The organism is Halorussus aquaticus (assembly GCF_024218795.1).
Lineage (GTDB): Archaea > Halobacteriota > Halobacteria > Halobacteriales > Haladaptataceae > Halorussus > Halorussus aquaticus.
The window spans coordinates 1,359,635-1,377,224 of record NZ_CP100400.1; the positions used below are offsets into that span (position 1 = coordinate 1,359,635).

Annotated in this window: 18 protein-coding genes and 1 tRNA gene; 9 read left to right on the plus strand and 10 right to left on the minus strand. The window is 67.3% G+C overall.

Annotated features, from left to right (window positions below; translation table 11 throughout):
- Positions 1-4 precede the first annotated feature (4 nt).
- A complete protein-coding gene (locus NGM06_RS07025; RefSeq protein WP_254269589.1) occupies positions 5-703 on the plus strand; it encodes a uracil-DNA glycosylase in 699 nt (232 codons plus the stop codon).
- Between the two features lie 86 nt (positions 704-789).
- Positions 790-1,437, plus strand: coding sequence for a helix-turn-helix domain-containing protein (locus NGM06_RS07030; RefSeq protein ID WP_254269590.1), 648 nt, complete (start codon positions 790-792; stop codon positions 1,435-1,437).
- 12 nt (positions 1,438-1,449) lie between these two features.
- On the opposite strand, the gene NGM06_RS07035 is transcribed toward NGM06_RS07030, so the two are convergent.
- Both NGM06_RS07035 and NGM06_RS07040 read right to left on the minus strand, forming a co-directional pair.
- Positions 1,450-1,980 carry an NUDIX hydrolase gene (locus NGM06_RS07035; RefSeq protein WP_254269591.1) on the minus strand — a complete coding sequence of 177 codons (531 nt, stop codon included), beginning with the start codon at positions 1,978-1,980 and terminating at the stop codon, positions 1,450-1,452.
- A gap of 73 nt (positions 1,981-2,053) precedes the next feature.
- Entirely contained in the window at positions 2,054-2,386 is a 333-nt protein-coding gene (locus tag NGM06_RS07040) for a hypothetical protein (RefSeq protein WP_254269592.1), read from the minus strand.
- A gap of 243 nt (positions 2,387-2,629) precedes the next feature.
- Here NGM06_RS07040 and NGM06_RS07045 point away from each other — a divergent pair, with 243 nt between their 5' ends.
- Complete coding sequence (locus NGM06_RS07045) at positions 2,630-3,151, plus strand: metal-dependent transcriptional regulator (protein ID WP_254269593.1); 522 nt, start codon at positions 2,630-2,632, stop codon at positions 3,149-3,151.
- A 71-nt stretch (positions 3,152-3,222) separates the two neighbouring features.
- Here NGM06_RS07045 and NGM06_RS07050 read toward each other — a convergent pair whose 3' ends face one another.
- The 4 genes from NGM06_RS07050 to NGM06_RS07065 form a co-directional block, all read right to left on the minus strand.
- Entirely contained in the window at positions 3,223-3,639 is a 417-nt protein-coding gene (locus NGM06_RS07050; RefSeq protein ID WP_254269594.1) for a DUF5809 family protein, read from the minus strand.
- A gap of 122 nt (positions 3,640-3,761) precedes the next feature.
- Complete coding sequence (locus tag NGM06_RS07055) at positions 3,762-4,193, minus strand: DUF5810 domain-containing protein (protein WP_254269595.1); 432 nt, start codon at positions 4,191-4,193, stop codon at positions 3,762-3,764.
- Between the two features lie 68 nt (positions 4,194-4,261).
- Positions 4,262-4,795 (minus strand): GNAT family N-acetyltransferase, encoded by a 534-nt coding sequence (locus NGM06_RS07060; RefSeq protein WP_254269596.1) that lies wholly within the window; start codon positions 4,793-4,795, stop codon positions 4,262-4,264.
- Between the two features lie 320 nt (positions 4,796-5,115).
- On the minus strand, positions 5,116-7,092 hold the full coding sequence (locus NGM06_RS07065) for an aconitate hydratase (RefSeq protein WP_254269597.1): 1,977 nt from the start codon (positions 7,090-7,092) through the stop codon (positions 5,116-5,118).
- A 166-nt stretch (positions 7,093-7,258) separates the two neighbouring features.
- Here NGM06_RS07065 and NGM06_RS07070 point away from each other — a divergent pair, with 166 nt between their 5' ends.
- On the plus strand, positions 7,259-7,753 hold the full coding sequence (locus NGM06_RS07070; protein ID WP_254269598.1) for a deoxyuridine 5'-triphosphate nucleotidohydrolase: 495 nt from the start codon (positions 7,259-7,261) through the stop codon (positions 7,751-7,753).
- A 30-nt stretch (positions 7,754-7,783) separates the two neighbouring features.
- On the opposite strand, the gene trpB is transcribed toward NGM06_RS07070, so the two are convergent.
- Positions 7,784-8,959, minus strand: coding sequence for a tryptophan synthase subunit beta (gene trpB / locus NGM06_RS07075; protein WP_254269599.1), 1,176 nt, complete (start codon positions 8,957-8,959; stop codon positions 7,784-7,786).
- Between the two features lie 201 nt (positions 8,960-9,160).
- Between trpB and NGM06_RS07080 the strand changes: the two genes are divergently transcribed.
- The gene (locus tag NGM06_RS07080) at positions 9,161-9,553 is read left to right on the plus strand and encodes a hypothetical protein (protein WP_254269600.1); all 393 of its coding nucleotides are present in this window, start codon (positions 9,161-9,163) and stop codon (positions 9,551-9,553) included.
- 3 nt (positions 9,554-9,556) lie between these two features.
- On the opposite strand, the gene NGM06_RS07085 is transcribed toward NGM06_RS07080, so the two are convergent.
- Positions 9,557-10,711: an NAD(P)/FAD-dependent oxidoreductase gene (locus tag NGM06_RS07085; protein ID WP_254269601.1), complete on the minus strand. Its 1,155-nt coding sequence runs from the start codon at positions 10,709-10,711 to the stop codon at positions 9,557-9,559.
- Positions 10,712-11,046: 335 nt separating this feature from the next.
- Here NGM06_RS07085 and NGM06_RS07090 point away from each other — a divergent pair, with 335 nt between their 5' ends.
- The 3 genes from NGM06_RS07090 (at position 11,047) to NGM06_RS07100 (ending at position 14,682) form a co-directional block, all read left to right on the plus strand.
- Positions 11,047-12,606: an alpha,alpha-trehalose-phosphate synthase (UDP-forming) gene (locus NGM06_RS07090; RefSeq protein WP_254269602.1), complete on the plus strand. Its 1,560-nt coding sequence runs from the start codon at positions 11,047-11,049 to the stop codon at positions 12,604-12,606.
- Positions 12,607-12,638: 32 nt separating this feature from the next.
- Entirely contained in the window at positions 12,639-13,604 is a 966-nt protein-coding gene (gene otsB / locus NGM06_RS07095; RefSeq protein WP_254269603.1) for a trehalose-phosphatase, read from the plus strand.
- Between the two features lie 139 nt (positions 13,605-13,743).
- The gene (locus NGM06_RS07100; RefSeq protein WP_254269604.1) at positions 13,744-14,682 is read left to right on the plus strand and encodes a hypothetical protein; all 939 of its coding nucleotides are present in this window, start codon (positions 13,744-13,746) and stop codon (positions 14,680-14,682) included.
- 40 nt (positions 14,683-14,722) lie between these two features.
- On the opposite strand, the gene NGM06_RS07105 is transcribed toward NGM06_RS07100, so the two are convergent.
- Positions 14,723-16,681, minus strand: coding sequence for an ABC transporter ATP-binding protein (locus NGM06_RS07105; RefSeq protein ID WP_254269605.1), 1,959 nt, complete (start codon positions 16,679-16,681; stop codon positions 14,723-14,725).
- Positions 16,682-16,859: 178 nt separating this feature from the next.
- The gene (locus NGM06_RS07110) at positions 16,860-17,129 is read right to left on the minus strand and encodes a DUF7538 family protein (RefSeq protein ID WP_254269606.1); all 270 of its coding nucleotides are present in this window, start codon (positions 17,127-17,129) and stop codon (positions 16,860-16,862) included.
- A gap of 92 nt (positions 17,130-17,221) precedes the next feature.
- Between NGM06_RS07110 and NGM06_RS07115 the strand changes: the two genes are divergently transcribed.
- Positions 17,222-17,295, plus strand: a tRNA-Val gene (locus NGM06_RS07115).
- Positions 17,296-17,590: the final 295 nt, after the last annotated feature.

Here is a 17,590-nt window from a genome sequence, read left to right on the forward strand (position 1 = left end):
CGCCGTGACCGAGTATCCCGACCCCGAGTCGCGCAACGTCCTCGAACCGAGGTGTTCGCGGTGTCCCGCGCTGGTCGAGTCCCGCGAGCGCATCTCGTGGGGCAACGGGTCGCTCGACGCCGACGTGGTGGTCGTCGGGGAAGCGCCCGCCTTCGGCGTCGAACCACGTTCGACGGAAACGACGAGCGGCGACGAGCCGCGAGTCGGCGACCCGGAGGCCGACCGCTGGCGGGGCGGTAACTGGACGGGGATGGCCTACACCTCCCGCCACTCCGGCCGGGCGGTCCGAGACCTGTTCGCCGACGCCGATGTCGAGCCAGAGGACCTCTACTTCACGAACGCAGTGAAGTGCTTTCCAGCGGACTCCGAGAACGCCGAGGCGGAGGACGACGGCACCCCGACCAACCGCGAACCGACAGCCGAGGAACGCCAGAACTGCCGGGGCCACCTCGCGGCCGAAATCGAGCGAACCTCCCCCGCGGTGGTGGCGACGACCGGTAAGCACGCCACGCTGGCGCTGGTAGGCGACCTCCCCGGCGGGTTCCTCGACGCCGTCCTCGACCGCCGCGACCTCCCGGAGTTCGGGACGACCGTCCTCCCGCTGCTCCATCCCTCCTACCAGAACGTCTGGCTCCCGCGAATCGGGTACGACCGCGAGGAGTACGTCGCCGCGATTCGAGAGGCGGTGTCGGCGTGCCGGTGACAGTCGGTGGCGAAGACGCACTGCTCGGACCCCCGTTTTTCAATACTGGACAGCTCTTTTAAAGAAGAACGCCGATTAGTGGGACGATGAGTATCATCGCGGAGTTCACGACGCCCGCCGGTGAGTTCGCGCTGGGCGACGCGCTCGCCGCCCACCCCGACGTTCGCGTCGAACTGGAGAAGGTCGTGCCGACGCGCAAGGAGATACTGCCGTTCTTCTGGGCGTGGGGCGAGACGCTGGCGGAGTTCGCCGAGACGGTCCGCGAGCAACCGAGAGTCGAGTCGCTGGAGGTCCTAGACAGCATCGACGACCAGACGCTCTACCGAGTGGAGTGGGCGGACGTCGTGGCCGACCTCGCGCGCGTCATCCAGCGCGTCGATGCCACCGTGCTGGAGGCAAGCGGGCAACGCGACGCGTGGCGATTCGAACTCCGCTTCCCGTCTCACGACGCCGTCCGGTCGTTTCAGTCCGACTGCATCGACCACGACATCTCGCTCGAACTCCAGCGACTCCACTCGCTGACCGAAATCGACGCCGACGGCACCTACGACCTGACCGCCGAACAGCGCGACACCCTGCTGACCGCGCTCGAACACGGCTACTTCGAGGAACCCCGGGACGTCACGCTCGAAGAACTCGCCGACCTGCTCGACCTCTCGCCGACCGCCGTCTCGGGTCGGATGCGCCGGGCCGAGGCGAAACTCATCGCCCGGACGCTGGTCACCGACACCTGACCGGCGGCGACCTCAGAGCAGTCCTTCCTCGCGGGCGAGCAGGAGCGCCTCGATGGTGGCGTCGTTGGCGGGGGCCTCCCGCGCGGCGTCGAGGGCGTCCTCGACGGGCATCGCTCGGACCGAGAGGAACTCGTTGTCGTCCAAGTCGCGTTCGACGGGCGTCAGGCCCTCCGCGAAGACGATGCCGCGCTCGTGGCGCAGGACGCCGGTCGAGCAGTAGAAGTCCTCCAAGAGACTGACGCCCGCGGCGTCGAACCCGGTCTCCTCGCGGAGTTCGCGCGCCCCGGCGACCGTGTAGGACTCGCCGTCCTCGACGATTCCGGCCGGACACTCCAGACACGTCTCGCCGATGACCGGTCGGTACTGCTCGACGAAGACGACCTGCCCGTCGGCGACCGCCAGCACCACGACCGCGGGCGGGAGTTCTGCCCAGTAGTACTTCTTGGTCGAACCGTCGGGTTGCTCGACGAGGTCGTAGCCCCCGGTGTACCATCCGGTTTCGTACTCCGCGACCGACTCGACGACGCGCCAGTCCTCGCTCATGTGGAGTGGGTCGCGTGCCGGACGCTAAAACGTGACTGCTCGTCCCCGGCCACTCGACCGGAATCCGGGCGCGTTAGGACTCCGACTCGGCCTCCCGTCCGGCGGCCTGCGATGCCTGCCCGTCCTGCTTGCGGAGTTGGTGGACGAGGTTGAGGTGGAGGAGGTGGAGGTGCATCCCGATTCCGAACAGGAGCAGTCCCATCCCCACGAAGATGAGCGGGAGGAGTATCGCATCGACCGCGGCCGCGACGCTCCCGAGGTTCGCGGGGAGGACCGCGACCACGGCCAGCGCGAACGCGAACAGTATCACCGCGAGTCCGGACTTGACCATGCGAGAGTACCGACCGACCCGCTGGATTCGCGCCTCGATGTCCGACTGACTCAACGGCGACTCTCCGTCAGCCATGCTTCGGTGTACGGTCCCCGCTCGTGGTCGTCCCTGTCCGGTCGGCCGTGAACATGCTGCGCAAACGTACAGGCGCGGAGCCTTAGTAGCTTGTTGCCCGTCACGCTCCGACCGCGTAACCGCCGGAACCCCGCCGACGGACCGCTCGATTCCCGGCCGTACGTCGGTCTCCCGGACTCGGTCAGCGCGCCCGAGATGTCCGGGAACAGGCTTATGCCCGTCCGACACGACCAAACGCGTAACATGAGCGAGGTATCCGAGAGCGTCGGCCGCTACCTCAGCGCCGTCCACCTGCTCACGGCCGAGACCGACCGCCGTGCGGGCACCGGCGAACTCGCGGAAGTGCTCGACGTGAGCGACGCCAGCGTCACCGGGATGGTCACGTCGCTCGACGAGCGCGGTCTCGCGGACTACGAGAAGTACGAGGGCGTCGTCCTCACCGACGACGGCGAGGCGGCGGCCCGCGAGTTCACGTGGCGGCGTTGCGTCGCCGAGAACTTCCTCGAAGACGACCTCGACCTCGACGTGGCGGCGCTCCGAGAGGGCGACGCCGACGACCCGCGCGCCATCGGACAGGCGCTCTCCGAGGAGGCGGTCCACCGACTCAAGAACCTCGTGGACCACCCCTGCGACGGGAAGTGCAGCGCGCCCAATCACGAGTACAGCGCGTGCAGTGACGAGGTCCGCGGGACGGCCGAACGCGCCGAAGCGGTGCGCGAGGACGACGATATCGGTACTGCGGACGACGCCGACGCCGAATCGTAGCCAGCGCTCCGACGGCGATTCTTCCTGTTCTCCCGGACCGCGGCGGTCCCGGGCCGGAATTCGAAACCCGCTTACTGCGCCACGAGGTCGCGATAGACGCGACCGAACGCCTGCCGTCGGAGGGTCGCCACCGCGGCCCGGCGCTCGTTCTCGTACGTCGCGGCGACGACGGTCTCGCCGAGGGCGTCGTGCCACGCGACGTGACCGACGCTCTGGGACCCCTCCTCGCTCACCTCGCGGTCGCGGTCGGCCAACCACTCCTCGTACTCCTCGCGCGTGCCGGTCCGGACTTCGAGCAGCGACGCGAACAGGGCGTCGCGCGCCGTCTCGACCACCTCGCCGGTCACGCGCTGGTCGTACTCGTCGGCGTCGAACGCCATCGCCCTCGCCGTCTCCTTGACGACGGTCTGGGCCGCGGGACCGACCGCCTCGTAGCGCTGCCGTGCCTCGGTCTCGGTCTCGGGCGCGAGAAAGCCGTGCATCTCCATAGCCGGGCGTTCGGAGGCCGGGGACTACTCCTTTTCGTCCTCGCTCGATACGACACCAGCAGTCACCGACAGGACCGCAGCAGTCGGAGAGAAGAACAGTTCGTCGAGCGCCCGCAGGTCGTTCACTCCTCGTCGTCCTCGCCCTCGTCGTCCAGCATCTCCTCGGTCATCTCTTGGGCCTCTTGGAGAATCCCTTGCGCTTCGGCGTCGAGTGCAGGCGCGCTCGCGTTGCCCGCACCGCTGGTGCGCGACCCGCGACCCCGCTCGTTGGCACGCTCTAACTCGTCCTCGAAGAGGTCGCCCGCTTGCGGTTCGTCGTCGTGGCCGTGGTCGTGCGTGGTGTCCTCGAAGACCTGCGGGAAGCCGACCTCCTTGGCGTGTTCCTCGATGCGTGCCGCGAGTTCGTCTTCCCCGTCCTCGCTCCACCCGGGCGCGTGGTCGTCCAGCCACGCCTCGTGGTCGTCGTCGCCGAGCATCGCCGTGAACGCGAGGTGGTTGGCGAGGTGTTCGGCGTCGGACTGGGGCGTCTCGCAGACCGGACAGGCGTATCCCATGGCCGAGCGTAGGTCGTCCGCGCCGAAAAGCGCCACGCTCGACGCTCACCTTCGCTCGACCCGCCGACTCACGCGTCGAGGTCCACGACCATGATGAGCGCGTCCTCGCCGTCGTCGTAGTACCGCGGGATGGTCCGGAGGAACTCGAAGTCGAAGTCCCGGTACAGCGACACCGCGCGGTCGTTGCTCGCCCGGACCTCCAACTTCACGCTCCGCGCGCCCCGGACCTCCAGCACGTGGAGCGCGCGCTCCAGCAGTCGCGCACCGACGCCCTCGCCGCGGTGGTCGGGATGCACCGCGATGTCCTTGACGTGGCCGAACGGTCGGCCGTGGTTGGGGACGAGGTCGGCCACGACGTAGCCGACGACGCTCTCGTTCGTCCGCACGCCTCGCTCGTCGCCGCCTTCGACCAGCGGGCTTCCCGACCCTCCGCCCGCGACCGCCACCAGAAAGCCGCGTTCGCCCAGATATCGCTCGAACGCGGAGAACGGCCACGGCTGGTCGAACGAGGCCCGCTCGATGCGTAGCACGGCCAGCAGGTCGGCCTGCACCGCCTGCCGAATCCGGACGCCGCCGCCGTCCTCCGCGTGAGTCGTTGTCACTGCCCGCGGTTTCTCGCCCGACCCTTAAGAGTGTCATGCCCGAACCCGACCCCGTAATTCTTTAGTAGCACTAATCATAAGAACGAAATGCACTCTCCGGCCGGAGGTGCAAGCTCCCGAAATCTCCCCCACCCACCCCCACCTTTTGATACCCGCCTTCTGCTCCACGCAGTCGCGTCGCTCCGTCGAGTGACTTCTCGGTCGCTCGTTCGTCGCGATCGTTCCTCACTCGCGGTAGAGTCGCCGCTTCTAACGGGAGTGACGGGACGCGAGACTGACGGTTAATCGAGACGCAAAAATAGAGAGAAGAACCGCGCTACTTAGTCGTCCGCGGGGGTCGCGCCGGAGCTACCGCCTTCGGCCTGCTTCTTCGTGTGCGAGAGCTTGCCACCGTCGGCCAGAATCTCGCGTTCGCGGGCGGAGGCGTCGAGGTGGGCCGTCGCTTCCCAGTCGTCGTTGACGCGCACCGTGAACTCTTCCTGACCGGAGCGGACCGCTTCGGCCACGTCGTCCACGATTTCGATGTCGTCGCCCTGCTGAATCTTCGCGTAGGTCTCCTCGTCGATTTCGAGCGGGATGAGACCGAAGTTGAAGAGGTTCGCCTTGTGGATGCGGGCGAAGCTCTGGGCGAGGACGCCCTCCACACCGAGGTACATCGGGCACAGCGCGGCGTGTTCGCGCGAACTACCCTGACCGTAGTTCTCGCCCGCCACGAGGAAGCCGCCGTCGGCGTCCAGCGCGCGCTGGGCGAAGTCCTGGTCCACTCGCGAGAGGGTGAACTCCGAGAGCTTCGGGATGTTCGACCGGAACTTCAGGATGTCCGACGTCGCCGGGATGATGTGGTCGGTCGTGATGTTGTCTTCCATCTTCAGGAGCGCCTCTCCTTCGAGGCTGGCCTGAAGTTCGTCCTTCAGCGGCACGTCGCCGATGTTCGGCCCCTTGATGAGTTCGTCGTCGGGAGCCTCGTCGGGCGCGATGAGGTCCACGTTGCTGCCCGTGTACTTCTCGGGCATCTCGAAGCCGGGGTCCTCGAGGTCGCCGAGTTCGTCGGCGAGGTTGCGCGGGTCGATGATCTCGCCCTTGATGGCGGCCGCGGTGGCGACTTCGGGCGAGCAGAGGTAGACGTTGTCGTCCTCGATACCCGAGCGACCCTCGAAGTTACGGTTGAACGTCCGGAGCGACACGGAGTCGCTGGCCGGGACGTGACCGATGCCGATACAGGCACCGCAGGTCGCCTCGGAGAAGTTGACCCCTGCGGCCATCATCTCGGAGACCCAGCCCTCGCGGGCGAGCATCTCGGAGGCCTGCTTGGAACCGGGCGCGACGATCATCTCGGTCGTCTTGTTGGTCTCGCGGCCTTCCAGCATCTTCGCGGCCGGGAGGATGTCCTCGTACGCGCCGTTGGTACAGGAGCCGATCATGACCTGATCGACTTCCGTGCCTTCGACCTCGTTGACCGGCACGACGTTGTCGGGCATCGACGGCTTCGCGATGAGCGGTTCGATGTCCGAGAGGTCGATGGTGATCTGGTCGTCGTAGTCGGCGTCCTCGTCGGGACCGACCTCGACGTAGTCCTCGGCGCGACCGAGGCGTTCGAGGTAGTCCTTCGTGTTCTCGTCGGTCGGGAAGATCGAGGAGGTCGCACCGAGTTCGGTACCCATGTTGGTGATGGTCGTCCGCTCGGGGACCGAGAGGCTCTCGACGCCCGGACCGGTGTACTCGAAGATCTTGCCCACGCCGCCCTTCACGGAGAGGCGTCGGAGCATCTCGAGGATGACGTCCTTCGCGGTGGCCCACTCGGGGAGTTCGCCTTCGAGTCGCACGTTGACGACTTCCGGCATCTCGATGTAGTACGCGCCGCCGCCCATGGCGACCGTCACGTCGAGACCGCCGGACCCGATGGCGAGTTCGCCCAGTCCGCCGGGGGTCGGCGTGTGGGAGTCCGAACCCAGCATCGTCTTGCCGGGCGCGGCGAAGTTCTCCTTGTGGACGTTGTGACAGATACCGTTCCCGGGTCGCGAGAAGTGCGCGCCGTAGGTGCCCGCGGCCGAGCGCAGGAAGCGGTGGTCGTCCGTGTTCTTGAAGTCGAACTGGTAGGTCTGGTGGTCGCAGTACTGCGCCGCCAGTTCCGTCTGTACTTCGTCGAGACCGAGCGCCTCGAACTGAAGCCAAACGAGCGTCCCAGTCGTGTCCTGTGTGAGGACCTGGTCGATTTCGATTCCGATCTCCTCGCCTGTGGTGAGATCTCCCTCGACGAGGTGGTCCTCGAGGATTTTCTCCGTTAGCGTCTGTCCCATATCGTTCAAATATCTGCTCTCCTCGGGTATAAATCCCGCGTGTTTCGGTTCTTGATGGTTGTTGTAAATCCCGGCGCTGTAGGGCAAAAATTGTGCGAACCGACTCGCGTTCTCACGCCGCCGCGAGTCCGCCAACGCTATAGTTACGCGGTGGAACCGAACGCACATGTTCGAGAGTGGCCCGTTCGTCGCCGAACACGTCTCGGAAACCGACGACGAGCAAGTTCAACCCAACGGCGTGGACCTCACGCTGGAGGCAGTCTACGAACAGCGCGAACCCGGACGAATCGGTCAAGACGGCAAACAGATCGGCGACCGCCAGCGACTCGAAACGCAGCAGGTCGCCGACGACGCGCCCGAGACCTACTACCTCACGCCCGGCGGCTACGTCGTTCAGTACGCCGAAACCGTCCGAATACCCGACGGTCACGTCGGCTACATCTACCCCCGGTCGTCGCTGCTCCGTAACTCCTGCATGCTGAACACCGCGGTCTGGGACGCCGGATACGAGGGCAAGGGCGAGGGCCTGCTCCAAGTCCACCACGACATCGAACTGGAACGGGGCGCGCGCATCGCGCAACTCGTCCTCGCGGAGGCCGACCACGACGGCACCTACGACGGGTCGTATCAGGGCGAGAACGTCGCGCTGGACGAGTTCTGAACGCGGCGGACGAGGGTTCCGTTCCCGGGACTATCCCAAATCGAACAGCTCCGCGGCCTGTTCCATGTCCTTGTCGCCCCGACCGCTCAGGTTCACCAGAATCACGTCGTCTTCGTCCATGTCCGCGGCGAGTTCCTCGGCGAGCGCGACGGCGTGGCTGGATTCCAGCGCGGGGATGATGCCCTCCAGTTCCGCCAGTTTCTGGAACGCCTCCAGCGCGTCGGCGTCCTCGACGGCCCGGTAGTCGCACCGGCCGACCGCACGGAACATGGCGTGTTCCGGGCCGACCGCGGGGTAATCCAGTCCGGCCGACACCGAGTGGACTTCGGTGTCTTCGTCGAGCGTGCGAGTCTTCATCCCGTGCATCACGCCGTCCTCGCCCTCCGACAGTGGCGCGGCGTGTTTGCCCGACCCCGCTCCCTCGCCGCCGCCCTCCGCGCCGTAGAACTCTACGCTGTCGTCGTCCCGGAAGGCGTGGAACAGGCCGATGGCGTTCGACCCGCCGCCGACGCAGGCGACCGCGGCGTCGGGGAGTCGCCCCGCTTTCTCCCGAATCTGGTCGCGGGCCTCTCGACCGATGACCGACTGGAACTCCCGGACCATCCGCGGGAAGGGGTCCGGTCCGACCGCGGACCCGACGAGGTAGTGGGTGTCCTCGACGTTCCCGGCGAAGTCTTCGAGCGCGGCGTCCACCGCGTCGGCGAGACCCGACCCGCCGCGAGTGACCTCGTTGACCGTCGCGCCCAGTAGGCGCATCCGAAAGACGTTCATCTGCTGGCGCTCGGCGTCCTTCTCCCCCATGTAAATCTCGGTCTCGATGCCCAGCAGCGCGCCGACCATCGCGGTGGCGACGCCGTGCTGTCCGGCCCCGGTCTCGGCGATGAGGCGCGTCTTCCCGGCCTCCTCCGCGAGGATGGCCTGTCCGAGGCAGTTGTTTATCTTGTGCGCGCCGCCGTGGAGCAGGTCCTCGCGCTTGAGGTAAATCTGGGCGCCGAACTCCTCGGAGAGGCGCTCGGCGTGGAAGAGCGGCGTCGGTCGCCCCGCGAAGTCTTCGAGATAGCTCCGGAATCGCTGACGGAATCGGTCGGTGTCGTGAATCTCGTCGAACGCCCGCGACAACTGTTCGAGGGGTTCTTCGAGCGGTTCGGGGACGTGTCGCCCGCCGAACCCCTCGAAGCTCCCGGTCTGGGTGTCCTCCTCTGGCATGATTCCTGAATTCTCCCCGAGTTACATAAATCTTGAGCGCGCTCGCGTCTGGACGCCATTTCCCGCTCTATCGGTTCACGGGAGGTTCGGCCCGCGGACCGCTCGGACGCTCGCGCGGCGGTTGCGGTCCGGGTCTCGCGCTCCGCGGTGCGAGAAACGTCGAACAGAAAACAGACGTCCGCCACGCGGAAAGCCGACCGCATGAACCGGCGTCTCCGTTCGCTACTCGCTCTCACCCTCCTGCTCGTCACTGCCGGATGCGCGGGGTCGGTCGGCAGTTCGCCCGCCGGAGGAGAGGGGGAGTTCCACGCCGTCGCGGTCGAGGAAGCGCCGCCGAACGCGACCGTCCTCGCGTCCGACGACCCGCGCGTCGAGGTGAACGAGTACCTCCGGCGGGCGGTTCGCCGGGCCGCCGCGAACGGGTCGGACTCCGTCGTCACGGTTCCGGAGGCGGACGTGGAGCGAGTGAAGGACGACGTGGCCGCATTGCCGACGTACACCCTGAACCAATCGAGTTCGTCCGAGTACCGGTGGGGCCACTACGTTCGCCACGACGGGACCGTGGTCAACGTCCAGTTCGTCGTGCTGGACTGACGGTTACGCCACGTTGCGCTCCTCGACCAACTCCCCCGACTCGAACCGCTCGCTCCCGAGCGCCGAGATATCGACCAGCGAGGCCTCTCCGTCCAGCACCAACTCGGCGACTATCTGTCCCGTCGCGGGCGCGTGCTGGAAGCCGTGGCCCGAGAAGCCCACGGCCTGTACGAACCCCGGCACGGTCTCTTCGAGTATCGGGTGGTGGTCGGGCGTGACGGCGTAGAGTCCGGCCCACCCCCGGCGAATCTCGGAGTCGGGACCGAAGTACGTCGCGCAGTCGCTGGCGCGCCCGATGGCCTCGACGGTCCAGTCGAGGTCCGTCTTCCGGTCGAAGCCGTCGGGGTCGGCGTCGGGGTCCGAGGAACTGTCGAAGTGCCCGCCGACGAGCGCCGCCCCGTCGCGCTCGGGCCGGAAGTGCGACCCCCTGTCGAGGTCGATGGTCAGGGGCACGTCCTCGGGGACCGGGGTCTCGGGTTCGACGACGAGAATCTGGCGGCGCTTGGGCGCGACCGGAATCTCCACGTCGGCCATGGCGGCGACCCGCCGTGCCCACGGTCCAGCGGCGTTGACCACGAAGTCGGCGTCGCGGCGCTCGTGCCCTTCGACGGTGAGACCGGTCACACCCTCGCTCCCGCGGTGAATCTCGGTCACGCCGGTGTCGGTCCGAATCTCGGCCCCGGCGTCGCGGGCCGCGGCGGCGAACCCCTGTAGCGCGAGGTGCGGGTCGGCGAACCCGTCGGTCGGCGAGTAGGTCGCGGCGACGAACGCCTCGCTCCGGAGACCGGGGCAGTAGTCGGCGGCCGCCTCGGGGTCGAGCAACTCGCTCGGTACCCCGAGGTCGTTCTGCATGGCGACCTGCTCCTCGAACGCGCGAGCCGTCTCCGCCTCGCGCGCCGCGAAGAGGTACCCCGACCGCCGGTAGGCGATGTCCGTACCGAACGTCTCCTCGAACGCCTCCCAGACCGCCATGCTCGCCAGTGACAACTCGACGTTGACGGGCGTCGAGAACTGGGCGCGGATGCCGCCGACGGAGCGCTCGGTGCTGCCGTTCCCGAGCGACCCCTTCTCGTAGACGGTCACGTCGGCCCCGCGCGCGGCGAGGGAGTGGGCGCTGGCGAGTCCGACGATACCGCCCCCGACGATGGCGACGTTCATACCTCCTCGGAGGTCCGCACGAGAGTTAATCGTTACCCTGTCACAGGATTGTGGACTCGCGACGATTGCAGTCCGTCGCGGCGTTCGACCGGCGCTGTCTCTTAAACGACCGCGTCGTTTCGACGGTAATCGCGGGTTAACCGACCGAAAATCCGCCCTGAACTGCGTCGGCGACCGTTGCCACGAGAGTAGGCTGTCCTTCCCGGCACGGAACGATCGTGAACGGACCTGAACTGACGACTACATTATCAGGGCGTATCGGCAACTCTCGGGTAGCAGAACACGCCGACGGCGGACGCTCGTCCGCCGAGGGAGACGGGAGACACACTCTCAGGATGACAACGAACACGACAGGGGCGACCATCGAATCGGCCGCCGAGACAGTCGCAGACCTCTGCGAGGACCGCGAACTCGTCGTGGCATCGAACCGCCAACCGTACAGCCACAACTACGAGGGGGAGACCGACGACCGGGGCGCTATCGACGTGGACCGCCCGGCGGGCGGTCTCACCGCGGCGCTTGACCCCGTGATGCAGGCCGTCGAGGGGACGTGGGTCGCGTGGGGCGACGGCGACGCCGACCGCGAGGTGGTCGGCCCGGACGACACCGTTGCGGTCCCGCCCGAGGACCCCGCGTACGACCTCAAACGCGTCTGGCTGACCGACGAACAGGTCGAGGGCTACTACCGCGGGTACAGCAATCAGGTGCTCTGGCCGCTGTGTCACCTCGACACCGCGAAGATGACTCCGCGCGAGGAGTTCTGGCGCGAGTACCGTGAGACCAACGCCGACTTCGCCGACGCGATTCTCGACTCGACGGACGACGCGGGGAGCGACCCCGTGGTCTGGTTTCAGGACTACCACCTCGCGCTGGCCCCGCGCCGGGTCCGGAACGCCCGGCCCGACGCCTTCCTCGCGCACTTCTGGCACATCCCGTGGCCGTCGCGGGACGTGTTCAGGGCGTGTCCGCAGTACGAGCAACTGCTCGACGGACTGCTCGCCAACGACCTCGTGGGGTTCCACACCGAGGACTACTGCCGGAACTTCCTCGACTGCGTGGAGGCCGCGACCGACGCCCGCGTGGACCGGGCCAGCAGCAGCGTCTCGTACCGCGGCCACCGCACCTTCGTGCGGTCGTTCCCGCTCGGCATCGACGCCAGCAGACAGGCCGACCTCGCCGAGTCCGACGAGGCCGACGAGTGGTGGGCCGAGTTCAGCGAGACCCACGGCATCGACCCGAGCGACACCCTCGCGGTGGGCGTCGAGCGCCTCGACTACACCAAGGGCATCGAACAGCGCCTCGCCGCGCTCGAACGCTTCTGGGCCGACAACCCCGAGCGGCGCGGCGAGTTCACCTACGTCCAGAAGGGCACCGAGAGCAGGTCGGGCATCGAGGCCTACGACCGACTGCAGGACCGCGTCGCCGCCGAAATCGAGCGCATCAACGACCGGTTCGGCACCGACGACTGGACGCCCGTGATATACACCACCGACCACCTCCCCGGGGCGGCCATCGCCGCGCTCTACCGCGAGGCCGACCTCGGCCTCGTGACGCCGGTCCGCGACGGGATGAACCTCGTCGCCAAGGAGTACGTCGCGGCCCAGACCCGCGACCCCGGCGTCCTCGTCCTGAGCGAACTCGCGGGCGCGACCGACCAGTTGGGCGACGGGGCCGTCCTCGTCCACCCCTACGACACGCCGGGCTTCGCCGACGGTATCGCCGAGGCGCTCTCGCTGTCGCTGGCCGAGCGCCGCACGCGCGTCGCGGACCTCCAGCGCGAGGTCCACGCGAAGGACGTCTACGAGTGGCTTGAGTCCACCTTCGAGACCGCCGCCGCCGTCGAACGCGGGCGGCGTTCGCTCCGGCAGAGCAGACCGAGTCCGACCGACGACTGACGCGGCTACCGATTCGACATTCGCATCCACCGATGGCAGACTCCACCGACCCGGACCACGACGGCGACACCGACCCGGACCACGACGGCGACACCGACCCGGACGATAGCACCGACGGCGAAACAGTCCCGGACGACGATGCCGACGGCCCGGACGACGCGGACGCCGAGATTCCGGCCCGACTCCGCGAGAACCTCTACGTCGTCGTCGAAGAACTCGTGGACCACGAGGGTCTGCTCGTCGCGCTCGACTTCGACGGCACCCTCGCGGCCATCGAGAACCTCCCGGAGGAGGCGACGATTCCCGACCCGACGCGCGAGGCCGTCGCGTCGCTGGCCGACGAACCGAACGTCGAGGTCGCGGTCGTCAGCGGCCGGGAACTGGCCGACGTGCGCGAGCGCGTCGGCGTCCCCGACATCTCCTACGCCGGGAACCACGGTCTGGAAATCCACGCCGACGAGTACACCGTCCACCCGACCGCCAGCGCGGCCAAGGACGACATCGCCGAACTCTGCGACCTGCTGACCGACGAACTCGCGGACATCGAAGGCGTCATCGTGGAGAACAAGGGCGTGACCGCCACCGTCCACCACCGACTCGTGGACGACGACGAGGTGCCCCGGGTCGTGGACTCGGTCGAGTCGCTGGTCGCCGCCCGCGACGACGTGCGCCTGACCACCGGCAAGGACGTGCTGGAACTCCGGCCCGCGGTGGAATGGGACAAGGGCGAGGCGGTCCGCGAACTCCGCGACGAACTCGTCCCCGACGACGAGCGCTGGCTTCCGGTCTACGTCGGCGACGACACGACCGACGAGGCGGCCTTCAGTCTGCTCGACGACCGGGGTCTCGGCGTCAAAGTCGGCGACGACCCCGCGACCGAGGCACCGTATCGCGTCGCCGACCCGGAGGCCGTCCGCGCGGTACTGGAGTGGTTGCACGAGTACGGCGTCGAGTTCGTCGCGGCCGACCACCGCGACGGGTCCGCCGAAACGTCCTGACCCGCCCGCACCCGGAAATTCGGCCGGGAATCTCCGTGCCGTCGGCGTAATGCCGCGTTGAACCGGCCGCCGCCGACGCGAACGATGTGAACGGTCGCTCCGGTTTATTCGCCGAATCGGTCAACTCCCGTACGGAACCATGGCTACTGACGACGGCGACACCGACGACGAGCAGCGCGAGGACCGCGCGGGGTCGGCCGACTCCCCGGACCGCTTCGGACCGGCGACGACCGACCCGTCCTCCGGCGACGGGGACGACGAGGGGAGCGTGCGGACCTACGGTAACGGGGGCCGAGACGCGGACTCTCGCCGACGCGGCGACGCGCCGGGCGGCGAGTCCCCGCCGCCGACAGGACCCGGCGGGACCGACCGACGTTACGGGAACCAGACCGACCGGCCGAACTCCCAGCAACGACGGTACGGCGCTCGACCCCCGAGCGGCGATGCCCCGACCGAGGGCACCAGGGGACCGCCACCGGGCGAATCGTCCCCCGGCAAACCCTCCTCGGGTAACCCACCCGGTGGCGGGCCACTGTCGGGCAACCCACCGTCCGGAGAGCAGACCGGTGACCGCGAACCGACCGGTCCGCCGGAGCAACCCGGCGGTCTGGATGCCGAGAGCGGCCCGGGTCCGACCGGCGGTCGAGACGCTTCGGCGCGGCCCGATTCGACGCCCGGTGAGGGTGGCCGGTCCGCGCCCGACGCGACGCCGCCGAAGCGAACGCAGCCGCCGAAGAACCCCTCCGAGCCTGCACCGACGGACGGGGCCGAGCGAGGCGAGCGAGTCCGGGGTTCGTCGGAGCGCAGTGAGCGCGCGGGGGGGAGCGACCCCGAGTCCGGGCCGCCGAAGTACGGCGGGCGGTGGGACCCGAGCCGCGGCGGTGGGACCAGTCCGTCCGGTCGTGGTGGCCAACCCGGCCCGCAGGGCGAGCCTCCGCGTCAGCGTCGGCAAACTTCCGGCCGTCGGCCCGACCGCGAGCGCGCCACGCGGGAGTACGAGCGCCGGTTCGACAGGCAACTCGACAGACAGCGCGACTTCCAGATAGAGAAAGGCGGCGGGAAGTACCGGCGACGATAATCGGTACGACCGCGAGTGGTCGCGTTCGGTACCGCGAATATCAGTCGCCCGCGTCCGTTCTGGCGGTTCGCCGGGTCGCGCGCTCGATGAACTCCTCGGGCAACTCGTCGATTTCCCCGGCCTGCACGCCCCAGAGGTGCGCGTAGAGACCGTCCTCGTCGAGCAGTTCGTCGTGAGTCCCGCGCTCCGCGATTTCGCCGCCTTCGAGGACCACGATTTTGTCCGCGTCCTTGATGGTCGAGAGGCGGTGGGCGATGGCGAACGTGGTCCGGTCCTCGGTGAGGTCGTCCAGACTCCGCTGGATGAGCATCTCGGTCTCGGTGTCCACGTCGCTGGTCGCCTCGTCCAGCACGAGAATTTCGGGGTCTTTCAGCACCGCGCGGGCGATGGAGATGCGCTGGCGCTGCCCGCCAGAGAGTTTCACCCCGCGCTCGCCGACTTCGGTCTCGTAGCCGTCCGGCAGGTTCTCGATGAACTCGTGGGCCTCCGCGGCCTTCGCGGCCTCCACGATGTCCTCGTGATCCACGTCGAAGGTGCCGTAGGCGATGTTCTCCTCGACTGTCCCGTAGAACATGAACGTGTCCTGACTGACGTAGCCGATGTTCTGGCGGAGACTCGGCAGACTCACGTCCCGCAGGTCGGTGTCGTCGATGCGGATGGCTCCCTCGTTCACGTCGTACATCCGGAGCAGGAGTTTGAGGACGGTGGACTTGCCCGCGCCCGTCGGTCCCACCAGCGCGAGGGTGTCGCCGCCCTCCACCTCGAAGCTGATGTCGTTCACGATGGTCTCGTCCTCGTCGTAGCCGAAGGTCACGTCGTCGTAGACGACGTCGCCGTCCTCGACCACGAGGTCCTCGGCGTCGGGGTCCTCCCGGATTCGGCTCGGTTCGTCCATCAGCCCGAAGATGCGGGAACTCGACGCGTACGCGCGTTGGTACATGTTGATGATGGAGCCGAACTGCGCCATCGGCCAGATGAACCGCTGGGTGAACAGGATGAACGTGACGAACTCGCCGGGTCTGAGGGTTCCGGTGAAGAACCACGGCCCCTCGCCGTTGAACACCCAGAGACCGCCGACGACGAACGTGAGCGCGAATCCGAGTCCGGAGAGAATCTGGAGCGAGGGGAAGAACTTGATGCGGGTGACGATGGCGCCCCAGTTCGAGTCGAAGTAGTCGTTCGACACGTCCTCGACCCGGTCGGACTCGTAGCTCTCGGTGTTGCTCGTCTTGATGACCTGAATCCCGCCGAGGTTGTTCTCCAGTCGGGAGTTGACGTTGCCCACCGCGGTCCGAACGTCGGCGTACTTCGGCTGGATAATCTGGATGAACTTGTAGGTGAAGATAGCGATGAGCGGCACGGGCACCATCGCCACGAGCGCCAACTGCCAGTTGATGGCGAAGAGGAAGGCCGCGATGGCGAGTACCATCACGCCAAGTCGGAACGCCGAGTTCATCCCGTCGTTGAGGAACCGCTCCAGTCGGTTCACGTCGTTCGACAGGATGGACATCATCTCGCCGGTCTGCTTGTCGGCGAAGAAGTCCATGTTCAGCCGTTGCATCTTGTCGTACGTGTCGGTCCGGATGTTGTGCTGGATGTTCTGTGCGAAGGAGTTCCAACCCCAGTTCCTCGCCCAGTGGAACGCCGCACCGACGCCGAACGCGGCCGCGACGACGCCGACCGAGAACCAGAACTGTCCGGTCCGTCCTGCCGGTGTGATGGACGCTACTAACCCGCTCGATACGAACGGGAGTTGACCCGCCAGCGCGTCCGCGTACGGAATCTGGTTCGACTGCTGGCCGAACAACGAGTCGATGGCGACGCCGAGGATTACCGGCGGGAGCAGGTTCAGCACTCGTGCGAAGATGCTCGCCACGACGCCCGTGACGAACGCGAACGTGTTGTCGGACCCGTACTCGAGGAACAGCCGTTTCATCGGGTTCTCGGCCTGCTCCCGTTGTTCCTCGAACGGGTCGTCTTCGTCGTCTGTGAAACTCATTACCACTGTGAAAAGGTTCGGCCGTTGAAAAACTTTCCTTCGAATCGAAACACCGGAGGCGTGGCTTCGAGCGTTCTCATTGGGCTTCGAAATGACGAATAGACCGACCTTATGCGTATCGGTAGTCTGTGAACGAGTAGCAGAACGCGCCGAAGAGTCCGACGACGCTCGTCCCGAACTACAGCGATTGGGACTCTATCTCGGGGTCCACGTCGGCCTGAGCCAAGTCCTGTCGGATGCGGTCGCGGAGCGGACCGGGCACGGTGTCGCGGCCGACCGGGACCGCGGTCTCGCCGTCTCCCTTCACCTTCCAGTAGACCACGCACTCGCTCGGCGCGTAGAACTCGATGCTGTAGTAGTCGTCCCCGCCCTTGTAGTGGACGCGGGCCGCGAACTCCTCGGCCTGCCAGCCCTCCTGTTCGGCGAGCGCCTCGACGCGTTCGTCCATGGCCGAGAGTAGTCGGCGGCCGTGGTAGTGGTTTACGAAACGCGACCGAGAAGGTAACAGTTATTTCCGGCGAGCGGTTTTGTCCCGATATCGGGTCCGTGGTCTAGTTGGTTATGACGCGGCCTTTACAAGGCTGAGGCCGGTGGTTCGAATCCGCCCGGACCCACTGCATTTTGCGCCGAGCGACTCCGCGAGGCGCAAATCCGTGACCGGAGGGCGATTCGAAGCAGGGAGTGGAGCGTAGCGAAACGACCGCGGTTCGAATCCGCCCGGACCCACTTCTCGCGGTGTGACGCGACGAGCGAGGTGACGGCCGTTCGTCGTCGCACGGCGGCAGTCTGTTCATCCGACTCGAATCGCTGGTTTCTCGGCTTCCGAAGCGGTCAGTGTGGACCCTCTTCTCCCCCGGTGGACCGAGAACTGCACCCAGATGTCCTCCGACGACCGGCGGTCACGCCGGG

What these genes read in the sequence shown, in the direction of transcription:
- NGM06_RS07030 (WP_254269590.1), top strand. Translation starts at nt 790, where the DNA reads ATGAGTATCATCGCGGAGTTCACGACGCCCGCCGGTGAGTTCGCGCTG.
- NGM06_RS07035 (WP_254269591.1), bottom strand. Translation starts at nt 1,980, where the DNA reads ATGAGCGAGGACTGGCGCGTCGTCGAGTCGGTCGCGGAGTACGAAACC.
- NGM06_RS07040 (WP_254269592.1), bottom strand. Translation starts at nt 2,386, where the DNA reads ATGGCTGACGGAGAGTCGCCGTTGAGTCAGTCGGACATCGAGGCGCGA.
- NGM06_RS07045 (WP_254269593.1), top strand. Translation starts at nt 2,630, where the DNA reads ATGAGCGAGGTATCCGAGAGCGTCGGCCGCTACCTCAGCGCCGTCCAC.
- NGM06_RS07050 (WP_254269594.1), bottom strand. Translation starts at nt 3,639, where the DNA reads ATGGAGATGCACGGCTTTCTCGCGCCCGAGACCGAGACCGAGGCACGG.
- NGM06_RS07055 (WP_254269595.1), bottom strand. Translation starts at nt 4,193, where the DNA reads ATGGGATACGCCTGTCCGGTCTGCGAGACGCCCCAGTCCGACGCCGAA.
- NGM06_RS07065 (WP_254269597.1), bottom strand. Translation starts at nt 7,092, where the DNA reads ATGGGACAGACGCTAACGGAGAAAATCCTCGAGGACCACCTCGTCGAG.
- NGM06_RS07070 (WP_254269598.1), top strand. Translation starts at nt 7,259, where the DNA reads ATGTTCGAGAGTGGCCCGTTCGTCGCCGAACACGTCTCGGAAACCGAC.
- trpB (WP_254269599.1), bottom strand. Translation starts at nt 8,959, where the DNA reads ATGCCAGAGGAGGACACCCAGACCGGGAGCTTCGAGGGGTTCGGCGGG.
- NGM06_RS07080 (WP_254269600.1), top strand. Translation starts at nt 9,161, where the DNA reads ATGAACCGGCGTCTCCGTTCGCTACTCGCTCTCACCCTCCTGCTCGTC.
- NGM06_RS07085 (WP_254269601.1), bottom strand. Translation starts at nt 10,711, where the DNA reads ATGAACGTCGCCATCGTCGGGGGCGGTATCGTCGGACTCGCCAGCGCC.
- NGM06_RS07090 (WP_254269602.1), top strand. Translation starts at nt 11,047, where the DNA reads ATGACAACGAACACGACAGGGGCGACCATCGAATCGGCCGCCGAGACA.
- otsB (WP_254269603.1), top strand. Translation starts at nt 12,639, where the DNA reads ATGGCAGACTCCACCGACCCGGACCACGACGGCGACACCGACCCGGAC.
- NGM06_RS07100 (WP_254269604.1), top strand. Translation starts at nt 13,744, where the DNA reads ATGGCTACTGACGACGGCGACACCGACGACGAGCAGCGCGAGGACCGC.
- NGM06_RS07105 (WP_254269605.1), bottom strand. Translation starts at nt 16,681, where the DNA reads ATGAGTTTCACAGACGACGAAGACGACCCGTTCGAGGAACAACGGGAG.
- NGM06_RS07110 (WP_254269606.1), bottom strand. Translation starts at nt 17,129, where the DNA reads ATGGACGAACGCGTCGAGGCGCTCGCCGAACAGGAGGGCTGGCAGGCC.